The following is a 14,114-nucleotide window of genomic DNA, read 5'->3' as shown; positions in this document are numbered from 1 at the left end:
CATGGGTTGGTATATCGGAAAGAGACTCCTACAGATGGTGCCGGTATTCTTCGGTGCCACACTGCTGGTTTATGCAATGGTCTTCGCCATGCCAGGCGACCCCATCGCTGCACTGGCTGGCGATAAGCAGCTGCCACCGGAGCAGGTCGCAGCACTGCGCGCTCACTACCACCTGGATGAGCCTTTCCTCGTCCAGTACTGGGAGTACCTCAAGGGCCTGTTCACCCTGGATATGGGCGAGACCTTCTCCGGCCGCTCGGTCGGCGAGGAAATTGCGCTGGCCTTCCCTATTACGATTCGCCTGGCGCTGATGGCCGTTGCCATTGAGGCCATTTTCGGTATCGGCCTCGGCGTTATTGCCGGTATGCGCAAGGGCGGCTTCTTCGACTCCACCGTTCTGGTGATGTCCCTGCTGGTTATCGCAACTCCGACCTTCGTGCTCGGCTTCGTGGCCCGCTACCTCTTCGGTGTGCGCTGGGAGATTGTCTCCCCCACCGTTGGTAGTGATGCCTCCTTTACCTCCCTGCTGCTGCCGGCATTCGTGCTGGGTCTCGTCTCGGTTGCTTATGTTCTGCGACTGACGCGTTCCGAGGTCTCGTCGGCACGCCATGCTGACTTCGTACGCACTGCCCGCGCCAAGGGCTTGCCAACCTCTGAAGTCACCCGCCGCCACATCTTGCGCAACTCGCTAATTCCCGTTGTGACCTTCATCGGCGCTGATCTCGCTGCTCTGATGGGTGGCGCAATTGTCACCGAGGGCATCTTCAACGTGCCCGGTATCGGTGGCCTGATCTTCCACGCCGTCCAGATTGGTGAAGCTCCCACCGTGGTCAGCATCGTGACCATCCTGGTGGTTATTTACATGTTCGCCAACTTGCTCATCGACTTGCTCTACGCAGTCCTGGATCCGAGGATTCGTTATGCCTAAGCCAGATTCGACGCAGTTAGATTCGACTCAGCCAGAAAAGCAGGCCAACGCCGTGCATACCGGCACCGCGCAGGCGACGAACCCCGACCACAAGCAGTTGCCGGATACCCCACCACTGGGGCTCTGGGGTTCGGCCTGGCAGAACCTGCGTTACCGCCCACTGTTCTGGGTTTCCGCATTCATTATTTTGCTCTCCATCGCAGTGGCCGCATTCCCGTCGCTGTTCACCTCTGTGGACCCGACGGCGGCAAACCTGCGTGACTCGCTGGCCCCAGCCCGTGACGGCCACCCGATGGGCTTCACTCAGCAGGGCTACGACGTCTACGCCCGTGTCATCTACGGTGCCCGCGCCTCGGTCATCGTCGGCATCGGCGTCACCCTGGCCGTGACCGTGGTGGGCATCATCCTCGGTGCCATCGCTGGCTATCTCGGCGGTTGGGTCGACGCGGTGCTCTCCCGCATCACGGACATGTTCTTTGCCATCCCCCTGATTCTCGCCGGCATCGTGCTGATGCAGCTGTTTACCGAACGCACCATCTGGTCCGTGGTCTTCGTGCTCGCTGCTTTCGGCTGGCCGCAGATGGCGCGCGTGGTGCGTTCCTCGGTGATCTCGGTGAAGAACGAGGAATACGTCACCGCCTCCAAGGCGCTCGGTCTGTCCAGCACCGGCATTCTCTTCCGCCATGTGCTGCCGAACTGCCTCGCCCCTGTCATCGTCATGGCCACGACCTCACTGGGTATTTACATCGTCGCCGAGGCCACGCTGTCCTACTTGGGCATTGGCTTGCCGACGACCACCGTTTCCTGGGGCAACGACATCTCTGTCGCACAGCAGGTGCTCCGCCAGGCCCCGTCCAACCTGTTCTGGCCAGCACTCGCCCTGGCGATTACCGTTCTCGGCTTCATCCTCATGGGTGACGCTTTGAAGGATTCTCTCGACCCGAAGGAGCGTCGTCGATGAGCACCGACACCAATACTTCCGCAGCGCCCATTCTCACCTTGAAGGATGTCTGCATTGGCTTTCCGACGACCACAGCGTCCGGCCGCCGCAGTAAATCGTTGACCGATGTGGTGCATGACGTCGACCTTGAGGTTTTCCCCGGTGAGACGGTCGCCATTGTCGGCGAGTCCGGCTCGGGTAAGTCCACCACTGTCCACGCCGCGCTGGGACTGTTGCCCGGTGATGGTGAAGTCACCGGTGGCACCATCACCTTCGATGGCCGTGACATCACACACCTGACCGACCGCGAGTTTGTTAGCATCCGCGGCAACGGCATCGGCCTGGTTCCGCAGGACCCGATGACCAATCTCAATCCGGTGTGGACCGTCGGTTCCCAGATTAAGGAGGCGCTGCGCGCCAACAACATCGCCACCGGCTCCGAGGCCCACAAAAAGGCGATTGAGCTGCTGGAACAGGCCGGCCTGCCGAACGCTAAAAAGCGTATCGACCAGTACCCGCACGAGTTCTCCGGTGGTATGCGCCAGCGCGCACTTATCGCGATGGGCTTGGCCGCGCACCCAAAGCTGCTGATTGCCGATGAGCCCACGTCCGCTCTCGACGTGACCGTGGCGAAGAAAATCCTCGACCACCTCGACAAGCTCACTAGCGAACTCGGCACGTCCGTGGTGCTTATTACTCATGATCTCGGTTTGGCTGCCGAGCGCGCTGACCGACTCGTCGTTATGCAAGCAGGACGTGTCGTGGAGACCGGCCCTGCCCTGCAAGTTCTCACCCGCCCGCAGCATCCATACACCAAGCAGCTAATCGCGGCGGCTCCATCGCTGGCTGCCCGGCGCGGTGATCGCGTGGTGGCGGCGCCGACGACATCGGATGCGGACCAGAAGGAGATTCTGGTCGCGAAGAACTTGGTGCGCGACTTTGCCATCCGCGGCGACCGTCCGTGGCGCAAGGATTCCTTCCGTGCCGTCGATGACATCAGCTTTACGCTGCGTCGCGGTCGCACCATTGGAATCGTGGGCGAATCCGGTTCGGGCAAGTCCACTGTCGCCAACATGGCGCTGGGGCTGCTCGATCCGACCGAAGGCGAAGTGCTTTTCGACGGCAAACGCGTCCAGGGCCGGAATCGTAAAGAGGAGCTGGAGCTGCGGCGTCGCATTCAGCCGATTTTCCAGAACCCGTATGCGACGCTGGACCCGATGCGCACGGTGCATTCCTCCATCGAGGAGCCGCTGCGGATTCACAAGATTGGCACCAAGAAGGAGCGTGAGCAGCGCGTATTCGAGCTTCTCGACCGCGTCGCTCTTCCCGCGGAAATGGGGCGCCGCTTCCCCGGTGAGCTGTCGGGTGGTCAGCGTCAGCGTGTGGCGATTGCGCGTGCACTGGCCCTGAACCCTGAGGTTGTGGTCTGTGACGAGGCGGTGTCAGCACTCGACGTGGTGGTGCAGGCTCAGGTGCTCGAACTACTCGCTGAGCTGCAGGAAGAGATGGATTTGGCCTACCTCTTTATTACGCACGACCTCGCTGTGGTGCGGCAGGTGGCTGATGAGGTCATCGTGATGGAGCACGGCAAGATGGTTGAACACCGTCCGACCGACGATCTCTTCGACCACCCGGAGAAGGAATACACCCAGCGGCTGCTGGACGCCATCCCAGGTGCGTCGTTGGATTTGGATCTGTAGCTGGGCAGTGGCCTGTTTCCCCAGGGCACTTCGCTCCGCCCCCCTCTGGGCCACTTCACGACACAGGCGTCACCTCGTACCAGCTGTGGAGGCGGCATGAGGTGACATAGGTGTCGTGAAGTGGCTGGGCGATTTTGAGTCGGAGCGGATTGAGCGGGAGAAGAGAGAAAGCTATCCGGAAAGACCGTCCAGACAGCCTGCTAGTCCTCCGGAGCAAGCTCGCTTTCAGTAACCCACTTGTGGTTCTTCATGGTCATACCATCATCGTCAATGTCGACCATGTACACCGGCTCCTGGGTGGAGTAGTCAACAGTGCCCTTGGCCCCCTTCATGCCCGCCATATGCTCGGCGTTGATGGTGATCTCGGAGCCGTCGGCAAGCGGTGCTTCGCCTGGGTTCTCCAGCTCCTCATGAACGACCCAGCGGTGGTCCTTCACCGGCTCACTGCCATCGGTCGGGGTGTAGGAAACGGAGTAGGTAGTGGTGTTGAAAACACCAACAACCTTGCCTTCTGCACCCTTCATGCCCGGCATGTGATCGGCGAGAACCTGCACTTCACTGCCGACCGGGAACTTCGCGTTGTCCGCCGCAATCATTCCCTCTGGAGCCGGACCACCATCGGCCGGATGGTCATGGCCGGCCATCGCGTCATCACCATGGTCACCATGACCGCCATGCTCATCGGCATCGTCCATATCATCCATGTCGTCATGCCCCTCAGAGCTGGTGGCCGACACGGAAGAGCTGGTTTCGCTAACAGTGCTGCTTGCCTCAGTACTAGCCGAATCATCGGAGGAGCAACCGGCCAGCACAAGGACGCTGGCGGCACCCGCGGCTACGAGAGCATCTAGTGGTCGAATATTCTTTGCCATGGTTGAGCTCCTTTGTTGTTGATGTCAATCAATCTATGCCCTCACCCTAACAACGCTCCCCCAGCTTCACCAGGGCTTATCGCCCGCGGCGGACGGAAATCGTCCAGCCAGCTTCACCGGTCTGCTCAAAGTTGGTGACCTTGTGGCCATCCTTCGCAGCCCAGCGCGGAATCGCATCCGTGGCCTGGGTGCAGTCGAATGGGATCACCAGCTCCTCGCCGACCTCAATCTTGTTGATCGCGTCCTTGGCCTCGATCAGCGGGAATGGGCACACCGCGCCGACGGTGTCGAGCTCGTAACGCCCATCGCCCAGTGGCGTGAGCTTGCCGTCTTCCTGCTTGACGACGCTCCGGTCGAGCAACGCTACCGGCGCGACAGTAAAGGCACCCGCCAGCGGGGAGGCCTCGGTGCCAGCGGCACCGGCACCTTCGCTACCCGGCAGGGACACAGGCGAAGTAGCAGTCGAAGTGACCGGAGCAGTTGCCGATACCGCTGTGTCGTTGGTGGTGGAAGGGGTGCTCGGGACGTCGTTAAGCGAAGGTGCGGACGGCTTCAGCCAGAGCTTTGCGGCGATAGCGACACCTGCGGCGATGGACGCCAGTGCGAGCCAACCCTGGTAGCTGAACAGCGAGGTCTGGACCATGCCGTTACCGACGGTGCAGCCGCCGGCCCACGCAGCGCCGACACCCATGAAGATGCCGCCGACGACCGAGCGTGCACCCTGGGTGGCGTCCGGGACGCGGAGGCGGAATTCACCGGAGGCCTTGGCCGCGATGAAGGAGCCGACGAGGATGCCGAGGACGAGGAGGACGCCCCAGTCGAAACGCTCGGTGTCACCAGTGACAACGTAGTTGGCGAGGTTGGAGGACGGAGTCGTGATGCCGAGGCCGTCGTTGCGGCCGGTGGCGGCGGACAGCGGCCATGCGATAACGCCAAGTACACCGACGATGGCGGCGGTGGCGTACACGTGCCAGGTCTTTTCAGTCAGAATGTGCGCGAGACCGGACTTGCGCGGCGCCAGAGTGGCCGGGCGCGGACCGGAGAATTCTTCGCGCAGGAAGCGGACAGCGAAGTATGCCGTGACGGCGCTCAGCGCGATGACCAGTGGCCAGATACTAATGCCCAGAGAGGCGTGGATGCTGGTCAGGCCGACGGTGCGGTCCTTCAGGGAATCCTGCAGGCCGTTGAGGAAGCCAGTCTTCATGGCAGCAGCGGATAGGGCGTAAAAGACCAGTGCGATCCAGGAGCCGATCAGGCCCTCACCGGAGCGGTACCAGGTACCCGAGGCGCAGCCACCGGCCAGGACGATACCCAGTCCGAAGATAACGCCACCAATAATGACAGCCAGCGGTGCCAATTCCTTGTATTCGGGAGTAATCACGCCGGCGCTGGTCAGTGCGGCCAGACCGATGGCGTGGACGGAAATAACAATCAGCAGGGCGACAAAGCCGCGCCAGCTGCGCTGAGTGAAGATGTCGCGCAAGAAGCCGGTGACGCAGAAGCGTCCTCGCTGCATAACAAAGCCGAGCACGGCACCCAGCGCTAGTCCTGAAATGAGCATGAGAGTGTTTCTCCTAAATTTATGAGCCAGTCCGCCATCAAAGCCATAATGAACAGACCTGTCTATTAGTGGATTAGAAGCTACTCTACACAGCGAAAAAAGTCCAACTTAATGAAGTTTTCACAGGGTAGAACACCTGCCAATAGACAGACCGAACCGTATAGTTGCTGGTGAGAAGCGCAAGTTGTGGCAAGCTAAAACACTATGAGCGCACAGAATTCAGCCCTGGTTGGACACCAGCGACACCAGCGGCTCCTTGCGATGCGCTCGATACTCGACCTTCCTTTTACCCATGCTTTCGCCCTTGACCCTCAGGCGGTCATCGATATTTCCGGCGTGGCCCGCCTCAACGAGCTCAATGCCAAAAATGTCGTGACAATCGACAGCTTGCGTTCACTCGCCCACACCAACACGCAGGACTTTTACGCCATCGATGACGCGGCAGAAGCTCTGGGCACCGCCTTGCGGATGGCAATTTCCTCCCGGCAGCTACTCTGGTTCAGCTCGCTGCCCGAAAGTGATGTGGACAAGGTACAAAACATCCTCGGCGGCGACATCGTTCATGTGGTGGGCCCGGAACTGGCCGTCGATAAGCTCGATGACAGTACCCTCGAGCTTCCAACTGCACTGAAGCAGCGCGGAGAACCACTGGTGCCCATCGCTATCTCGCCAAGCGAGCTGGTACAGGCCTGGGCACACGGCAGTCGCGTGCAGCAAAAACTGCTCGCTTACCTGCTGGAGGGAACAAATACGCTGGTCATGCAGCAAAAGGATCTGCATGCACTACGCAAAGTCGGGACCAAACTCATCGAGCGCAACCCCGTGTGGCGCCTGCTCTACAACCCGAAAGTGTTGGCCTACCTGGTGGTGATGGTCTACTCTTCGCTCCGCGCGCTACCTGTGGTTTTCGTCCCCGGATTCCACGGCAATGTCTGGGTGCTGTGGAGCATCGACATCATTACCGCTATCCCCTACACCTGGGGAATTGTCGAGATGATCACCGGCCGCTCATTCGGCCGAAGAATGCTGGGGCTCCTGATCACCCTAGTGACTTTCGTCTCGCCTTACGTCTACTTCTGGGCCAATGGGCGCGATTATCCGATGTGGGTCACCATCTTTGTCATCGCGTTAATTGTCGCAGCCTGCGCCGTCGAATACGTCCGCTGGCTGCGCGACCGCGCCATCTCCGCAATCCTGCGCCAACCACCCACCAACTGCCGCTAGCGACCGCTAAGCGAGCGCCGCACGCCGCCAATAATCAGCCAGGCACCGGCGGCAACGTTGACAGCCACAAGCCCGTGGATAGACGCCTTGCTTAACGACGCTGCCATCGTCTCACTTGCGATAAGCATGCCGGTCGAGACAATCCAGATGAACGTTGCGGCAATGTTGGCAATCCGGCCGCGTTCCACGCGGAATGGATGCGTGTAGTGCAGCGGCACCAGCGTCATTGCGCTGAAGATAAAAATGGCAGCGATGCACACCGCCATGGGCGCGTTCCATACCCACAGCAAGACTGCCACGATGTTCCACGCGGCAGGGAAACCAACGAAGTAGTAGTCGCCGGACTTGGCGGCTTCGTTGGCATAGCAGAACATCGACGACACCAGGACCAAAATAATCAGGGCAATCGCCAACGGCCGTGGCCCCAGTGGCAGATACATAACCATGAAAGCCGCGGGTATGGCGGTCCAGGTGAGATAGTCGACGATGTTGTCCACCACTGCGCCGTTAAACCACGGGACGACTTCCTTGATGTGATGCTTACGCGCCATATTGCCGTCGACACCATCGACGACGAGGGCAATGCCCAGCCAGAGCCACATCCAATGTGGGCTGCCCTCCAGCAGTGCGACCGCAGCCAGCGTTGCCCACACCAAACCGGTCAGCGTGAAGGCATGCACAGCCCAGGCGATGACATGCTGGCGCCAGGTGAAGCGGGTGAAGGTCGCGGCGGTGCTGGCAGTATCGGCGCAGGCAGTATCTGGCCCACTGGCGGTACTAGAACTGGCATTGTCGGAGCGAGTAGTAGCGTTCACGGCAGATGTCCTTTAGAGAACAAAATGCGCACAACTGCAAACCTTTATCGCAGTTGTGCGCAGAGTCGATTTTTTTCAATCGGTGAGTATAACGGCCGATGGGTCGTTTTCCCGTATTTTTACTCGGGCTTGTTCCGAGTTATTTAACGACGATCCTCGAACCAACCGGTAACAGCCGGTGCTGTGTTCTCGTAGACCAGCTTGGCTTCGGTGTACTCCTCCAGGCCGGTCGGGCCCAGCTCGCGGCCAATACCGGACTGACCAAAGCCACCCCACTCGGCCTGTGGCAGGTAGGGGCCAAAGTCGTTGATCCAGACGGTACCGTGACGCAGCTCGCGGGAAACGCGCTCAGACACCTCGCGGTTGGATGACCACACCGCACCGGCCAGGCCGTATTCGGTGTCGTTGCCGATCTCGATGGCCTCGTCAACCGTGGTGAAGGTCTCCACCGTCACTACCGGGCCAAAGGCTTCGTCGTGGACGCAGTCCATATCGCGGGTGACCTGGTCAATCACGGTTGGGAGGTAGAAGTAGCCGTCGGCAAGCGAGGCGGAACCATCGGCGGTGGTGCCCGTGGCGATCTCGCCGCCTACGCGCACACGAGCGCCCTGCTCACGAGCTCGATCGACGTATGCCGCGACCTTATCCAGGTGCTGCTTCGAAATCAGCGCACCGGTCTCGGCCTTCTCGTCGAGCGGACCGCCGAGCTGGATGTGTCCGGCGCGCTCGACCAGATCGTCGACAAACTTCTCGGCGATGGACTCCTCCACAATCAAGCGAGCGCCCGCCGAGCACACCTGACCGGAGTGCAGGAACGCAGCATTGAGGGCATTGTCCAAAGCGGCTTCGTAATCGGCGTCGGCGAAGATGATGTTCGGGTTCTTGCCGCCGAGCTCAAGCGCGACCTTCTTCACAGACTTAGCCGCTTCACCAGCAATAATCTTGCCAGTGACAAGACCGCCAGTGAAGGAGACCATGTCCACCTTCGGATGCGAGGACAGCGGTGCGCCCGCTTCGGCACCAGCTCCGGTAATGAGGTTGGCAACGCCCGCCGGAACACCCAGATCATCGATGACGTGCATGAGTAGAATTGCTGTGTGCGGAGTCAGCTCCGCCGGCTTGAGCACAAAGGTATTGCCCGTGGCCAGCGCCGGTGCGACCTTCCATGCGGTCTGCAGCAGTGGGTAGTTCCACGGCGTAATCAGACCACAGACACCGACGGGCTCACGCACAAGACGCGCGACGACGGACGGGTCATCCGCATCCACGAGACGACCGGCATCATTGCCTGCAAGCTTCCCGAAGTACTCAAAGCAGGCGATGATGTCATCCATATCGGCTGCCGCCTCTGGCAGGCGCTTACCGGTATCCATGGCCTCTGCCCAGGCAAATTCGTCCTTGCGCTGCCTGATGGCAGCACCGATGTCGAGTACCAACTTGCTGCGCTCAGCTGTGCTCCAGGATGCCCAGGAACCTTCCCCGGTACGTCGGAAGGCGGCGTCGGCGGCGGCGATGGCGCGCTCGGTGTCGGTCGCATCTGCTTCCGCAACTTCGGCGATGAAAGAGCCATCGGCCGGGCACTCGATAGTGCGAGTGTTGCCAGCGGCTGCAGCGGACCAGGTGCCGTCGATAAACAGCGTGGCCGCGCCTTCGTGGGATTTGGCGGTCTCGGGTGCGAGGGCCTTATCAGTAGTTGAAGGCTTAAAGGTCATTTAGGAATCCTCCTTGGCGTAGTCATCAGACCATTCGCGGACAGGTTCGGCATTATCGGACAGATCTGAGGTGCCCGGGAGATCAGACTGCATGTGCAAAAACTCCAAGTGCCGTTCGTAGAGGTCGAGGACGTCGGAAATCAGCTGCTCTTGGGTGTAGCCATAGACGTCGTAGCCGAGCGAACCGGTCAGCGTGAAGACCTCGAGGCGGTAGTAGTAAATATCAGCATCACTGTCCAGGTGTACCAGGCCAGCAAAAGACGGCGTCAAGTGTTCAACCGGATAGACCTGGTAGCGGAAGCTCATCTCCTCGCCGAATCCGACCTGCAGGTCAATCTGGTCAATACCGACTTCTTCTGCTGGTTCACGGTGCAGCGTCACTTCACCGCCACGTTCCCTGATAGCATCTGCCACCTGTTCAAGTGCGGGCTGCACCACTCGGTCGAGGTAGCGCATGACTGGCTTCTTGCCCGGGAAGGACATGGAGCGGGCAAGTCGATTGCGCCAGTCACCCTGTTGGCCATCCACGGCGCGGCCCGACATCGCCCCGTGGAGGGCTCGACGTGTCGAATCCTGTTGCAACAGCTCCAGTCGCAGCGACTTAAACAGGCCATACATCACCAGATAGATGACAAAGGCAAACGGCAGACCCATCACAATCGTTGCCGACTGCAGCGTCGGAATACCACCGACATAGAGCATGGAGATGGTCAGCACACCGACCACGACAGCCCAGAAAATACGGGTCCACTTCTTACCGTCCTGCTGTGTGTCGGTGATCTTCGAAGTGAAGTTACTCATCACCAGTGCCGCCGAGTCCGCCGAGGTGATGTAGAGCAACAGGCCAATCAGAGATGCGACTGCAGCCACCATCATCGGCGCCGGGTACTGCTCCAGCAGCAGGTAGAAGGCACGCTCCGGGTAATCCAGTGCAGTCTGGCCAAACTCCGAATCGCCATTGATGACCAGGTCCAGCGCCGAGTTACCGAATACCGACACCCACATCAGGACGAAGAGGAATGGAATGGTCAGCGTGCCGACGACAAACTGGCGCAGGCTACGGCCACGGGAAATACGAGCCAGGAACAAACCGACGAACGGTGCCCAGGCCACCCACCAAGCCCAGAAGAACAGGGTCCAGGAATTCAACCATTCCTGCGCTCCGGAGAACGCGTAGGTATCCATAGTCATGGATGGGAACTTGGAGACGTACTCGCCGACGTTCATCACCAGGGCGTCAAACAGGAACGCCGTGCGACCAGTGACCAGGATGTAGAGCATCAAGCAGATGGCCAGGCCAACGTTGAGCTCCGAGAGACGGCGAATCCCCTTGTCAACACCGGAAACCGCGGAGGCGATAGCCACCGATACAGCCACGACGATTAGAGCGATCTGCCAGGACGTACTCTCATCCACCCCGAACAGCACGCGCAGGCCGTAATTCAGCTGGACGACGCCGATACCCAGCGAAGTTGCGACACCGAAAACGGTACCGAGCATCGCTGCGATTTCGACCGCTTCACCAGCGGGGCCGTGGATGCGCTTGCCAATGATTGGGTAGAGCGCCGAGCGAATGGTCAGTGGCATGTTCAAGCGGTAAGCGAAGTAGCCGAATGCCATGCCCATCAGCGCGTAGAGCGCCCAACCGGTCACACCATAGTGGAAGAGCGTGAACACCACTGCCTGACGCGCGGCTTCGATGGTCTCCGCATCTCCGGTCGGCGGGCCATAGTACTGTGCCACCGGCTCTGCTACCGAGAAGAAGAGCAGGTCAATGCCGATACCTGCGGCAAAGAGCATAGAGGCCCAAGAAAACAGGCCGAACTGAGGTTTGGCGTGATCGGGGCCGAGCTTAATCTGCCCCGTTCGCGAGATGGCGATGTAGAGCATGAAGAGCACTGCCACCGTCGCGGTCACGATATAGAACCAACCGAAGTTCTTCGATACCCAGGCGACAATGCCCGCTAGGGTGTCCGCTGCATTGTCCGGGGCAAAAATAGCCCACAGGGCAATGGCGAGAATACCAACGCCTGAAATAATAAATACAGGCCAGTTGACCTCAGGCTCAGAGGTCACACTCGCTTGCGCTTGTTGTGGAGGGACCGACTGCGATCGCTGCATTTCTTGCGACGATCCAGATTTTTCCTCCGTTACCTTCTCAGTTGGCGGAGTATCAGACATAGGAAAATCCTTCAGATTCGGGAACTAACCCAGCATACCTAGTTTGAATAATCCCTCAAGTCTTAGAATCGATTCAGAAGAATTCTCCACCCCAACATCAACATCTTCACCTGCATATTTATCCAGTTTTCAAGGCGTTTAAAATCATTCCAACTGGAATTGAATACCAATTGTGTGGCATTCTATATAGGTGAAGGGGATTTGAGATACGCCTCCGGCCACTTATTCCAATATCAATATATAGGGCCTGCCTTTAAATATTACTTGGGGCTTATCGGGGCTTATCGCAGTCCTTGAAAACCAGTCCGATATACATCGGCAAACAACCTACGGAGGTACACCAGAACATGGGAGCTTTCCCGGCTGTCTTCAACTTCGGTAAAAAGAATGGCAACACCACAGTCGAACACCGCGACGTCGTCATCGTTGGCGCGGGCTCTGCCGGCTCTGTGCTGGCTAACCGGCTGTCCGCAGACCACACTCAGCAGGTGCTCGTACTCGAGGCCGGCCGCATGGACTCCCTCTGGGACCTCTACATTCACATGCCTTCGGCGTTCTCCTTCCCAATCGGCAACAAGTACTACGACTGGAAGTACGAATCCGAGCCGGAACCGGAGATGAACGGTCGCCGCATCTACCACGCCCGCGGCAAGGTCGTCGGCGGCTCCTCCTCCATCAACGGCCAGATCTACCAGCGCGGTAACCCCATGGACTACGACAAGTGGGGCGACACCAAGGGGCTAGAGAACTGGGGCTGGAACCACGTTCTGCCTTACTTCAAGCGCATGGAAAATGCACTCGGCTCCGACAAGGACGACCCGCGCCGTGGCCACGACGGCCCACTGCGCATGAAGCGCGGTCCGGCCGATTCTCCGCTGTTCAAGGCCTTCTTCAAGTCTGTCCAGCAGGCCGGCTACAACTACACCCCGGACGTCAACGGCTACCGCCAGGAGGGCTTCGGTCCCTTCGACGCGAACATCGACAAGGGCCGTCGCCTCTCCGCTGCCCGCGCATACCTGCACCCGGCTCTGCAGCGTCCAAATCTGGAGCTTCGCACCCGCGCAGAAGCCACCCGCATTCTCTTCGAGGGCACCAAGGCCGTCGGCGTGGAGTACGCCTGGAAGGGGCGCACACGTCAGGTGCGAGCAGACAAGGTCATCCTCTGCGGTGGCGCTTTCAACTCTCCGCAGCTGCTCGAGGTCTCCGGCATTGGCGATGAGAAGGTCTTGAATGCCGCCGGAGTGAACGTCGTCAAGCACCTGCCTGGTGTCGGCGAAAACCTGCAGGACCACCTGGAGGTCTACATTCAGTACAACGCCACCCAGCCGGTGTCTTCACAGCCGTACCTGGAGAAGTGGCGTTGGCCGTTCATTGGCCTGTGGTGGCTGCTCACCCACAAGGGCCCGGTGGCAACGTCGCACTTCGAGGGTGGCGGTTTCGCGCGCTCCAACGACAACGAGCCCTACCCGAACCTGATGTTCCACTTCCTGCCGCTGGCCATGCGTTACGACGGCACGAAGATCGATAGCCCGCACGGTTTCCAGTTCCACGTTGGTCCGATGTACTCGGATGCCCGTGGCCATGTCCACATCACCTCCTCGGACATCAAGGTCAAGCCGTCGATTCTGTTCAACTACCTGTCCACTGATCAGGACCGCCGTGAATGGGTCGAGGCTGTGAAGGTCTCCCGTAAGCTGCTGGACACTCCGGCAATGAAGGAGTACACCGACGGCGAGATTTCCCCGGGTGCAGATGTGCAGACCGACGAGGAGATTCTCGAGTGGGTCCGCAAGGACGCCGAGACCGCACTGCACCCATCCTGCACCTGCAAGATGGGGCCGGCCTCCGACGAGATGGCCGTGGTCGATCCGGAAACCATGCAGGTTCACGGCACCGAGGGCCTCTACGTGGTTGACGCTTCGGTCATGCCGGGCATCACCAATGGCAATATCTACGCACCGACCATGATGATTGCCGAAAAGGCCGCTGATCTCATCGCCGGCAAGACCCCGCTGGCACCGCAGGACATTCCATTCTACCGCGCTGGCCAGGGTATGCCGCTGGATCCGCCGGAGAGCACCAAGTAGTTCTTGAGTTTTTGAGGCGGTAGCGCGACGTCTATTGCGCAACGTCGCTCGTCGGAACCGGCCGGGTTCTCCCACGCGGGGGAATCCGGCCTTA

10 protein-coding genes are annotated in these 14,114 nt (G+C 59.9%); 5 read left to right on the top strand and 5 right to left on the bottom strand.

Features of this window, described 5'->3' with window-relative positions; genetic code table 11:
* Position 1: 1 nt before the first annotated feature.
* From CRD13_RS07030 to CRD13_RS07020, 3 genes are read left to right on the top strand one after another with little or no spacing between them, the layout of a single operon-like run.
* Positions 2-928, top strand: a complete 927-nt coding sequence (locus CRD13_RS07030) for an ABC transporter permease (RefSeq protein ID WP_187401467.1) — start codon at positions 2-4, stop codon at positions 926-928.
* Complete coding sequence (locus CRD13_RS07025) at positions 921-1,889, top strand: ABC transporter permease (protein WP_070605268.1); 969 nt, start codon at positions 921-923, stop codon at positions 1,887-1,889. Before CRD13_RS07030 ends, CRD13_RS07025 begins: the two co-directional genes overlap by 8 nt.
* Positions 1,886-3,568, top strand: a complete 1,683-nt coding sequence (locus tag CRD13_RS07020; protein WP_049171783.1) for an ABC transporter ATP-binding protein — start codon at positions 1,886-1,888, stop codon at positions 3,566-3,568. Before CRD13_RS07025 ends, CRD13_RS07020 begins: the two co-directional genes overlap by 4 nt.
* A 200-nt stretch (positions 3,569-3,768) precedes the next feature.
* Here CRD13_RS07020 and CRD13_RS07015 read toward each other — a convergent pair whose 3' ends face one another.
* Entirely contained in the window at positions 3,769-4,440 is a 672-nt protein-coding gene (locus CRD13_RS07015; protein WP_172954625.1) for a YdhK family protein, read from the bottom strand.
* A 76-nt stretch (positions 4,441-4,516) separates the two neighbouring features.
* A complete protein-coding gene (locus CRD13_RS07010) occupies positions 4,517-6,001 on the bottom strand; it encodes a YeeE/YedE thiosulfate transporter family protein (RefSeq protein ID WP_187401466.1) in 1,485 nt (494 codons plus the stop codon).
* A gap of 204 nt (positions 6,002-6,205) precedes the next feature.
* Between CRD13_RS07010 and CRD13_RS07005 the strand changes: the two genes are divergently transcribed.
* A complete protein-coding gene (locus CRD13_RS07005; RefSeq protein ID WP_187401465.1) occupies positions 6,206-7,225 on the top strand; it encodes a hypothetical protein in 1,020 nt (339 codons plus the stop codon).
* Here the strand turns inward: CRD13_RS07005 and CRD13_RS07000 are convergent.
* The 3 genes from CRD13_RS07000 to betT all read right to left on the bottom strand — a co-directional run bounded on the left by CRD13_RS07000 (position 7,222) and on the right by betT (position 11,933).
* Positions 7,222-8,040, bottom strand: a complete 819-nt coding sequence (locus tag CRD13_RS07000) for a phosphatidylcholine/phosphatidylserine synthase (RefSeq protein WP_080971496.1) — start codon at positions 8,038-8,040, stop codon at positions 7,222-7,224. The two genes, CRD13_RS07005 and CRD13_RS07000, sit on opposite strands and share 4 nt — an antisense overlap.
* A gap of 143 nt (positions 8,041-8,183) precedes the next feature.
* Positions 8,184-9,752: an aldehyde dehydrogenase family protein gene (locus CRD13_RS06995; RefSeq protein WP_147719423.1), complete on the bottom strand. Its 1,569-nt coding sequence runs from the start codon at positions 9,750-9,752 to the stop codon at positions 8,184-8,186.
* Positions 9,753-11,933: a choline BCCT transporter BetT gene (gene betT, locus CRD13_RS06990; RefSeq protein WP_070437253.1), complete on the bottom strand. Its 2,181-nt coding sequence runs from the start codon at positions 11,931-11,933 to the stop codon at positions 9,753-9,755.
* A gap of 347 nt (positions 11,934-12,280) precedes the next feature.
* Here betT and betA point away from each other — a divergent pair, with 347 nt between their 5' ends.
* Positions 12,281-14,020, top strand: coding sequence for a choline dehydrogenase (gene betA / locus CRD13_RS06985; RefSeq protein WP_049193170.1), 1,740 nt, complete (start codon positions 12,281-12,283; stop codon positions 14,018-14,020).
* The last annotated feature ends 94 nt before the right edge of the window (positions 14,021-14,114 follow it).

This window comes from Corynebacterium sp. LK26 (genome assembly GCF_014335085.1).
GTDB lineage: Bacteria > Actinomycetota > Actinomycetes > Mycobacteriales > Mycobacteriaceae > Corynebacterium > Corynebacterium jeikeium_D.
Note: the sequence above shows the minus strand (reverse complement) of the source record. Positions and strands in the feature narration are given on the sequence as shown.

Coding starts and splice junctions, on each gene's coding strand:
- CRD13_RS07030 (WP_187401467.1), top strand. CDS start 2: ATGGGTTGGTATATCGGAAAGAGACTCCTACAGATGGTGCCGGTATTC.
- CRD13_RS07025 (WP_070605268.1), top strand. CDS start 921: ATGCCTAAGCCAGATTCGACGCAGTTAGATTCGACTCAGCCAGAAAAG.
- CRD13_RS07020 (WP_049171783.1), top strand. CDS start 1,886: ATGAGCACCGACACCAATACTTCCGCAGCGCCCATTCTCACCTTGAAG.
- CRD13_RS07015 (WP_172954625.1), bottom strand. CDS start 4,440: ATGGCAAAGAATATTCGACCACTAGATGCTCTCGTAGCCGCGGGTGCC.
- CRD13_RS07010 (WP_187401466.1), bottom strand. CDS start 6,001: ATGCTCATTTCAGGACTAGCGCTGGGTGCCGTGCTCGGCTTTGTTATG.
- CRD13_RS07005 (WP_187401465.1), top strand. CDS start 6,206: ATGAGCGCACAGAATTCAGCCCTGGTTGGACACCAGCGACACCAGCGG.
- CRD13_RS06995 (WP_147719423.1), bottom strand. CDS start 9,752: ATGACCTTTAAGCCTTCAACTACTGATAAGGCCCTCGCACCCGAGACC.
- betT (WP_070437253.1), bottom strand. CDS start 11,933: ATGTCTGATACTCCGCCAACTGAGAAGGTAACGGAGGAAAAATCTGGA.
- betA (WP_049193170.1), top strand. CDS start 12,281: ATGGGAGCTTTCCCGGCTGTCTTCAACTTCGGTAAAAAGAATGGCAAC.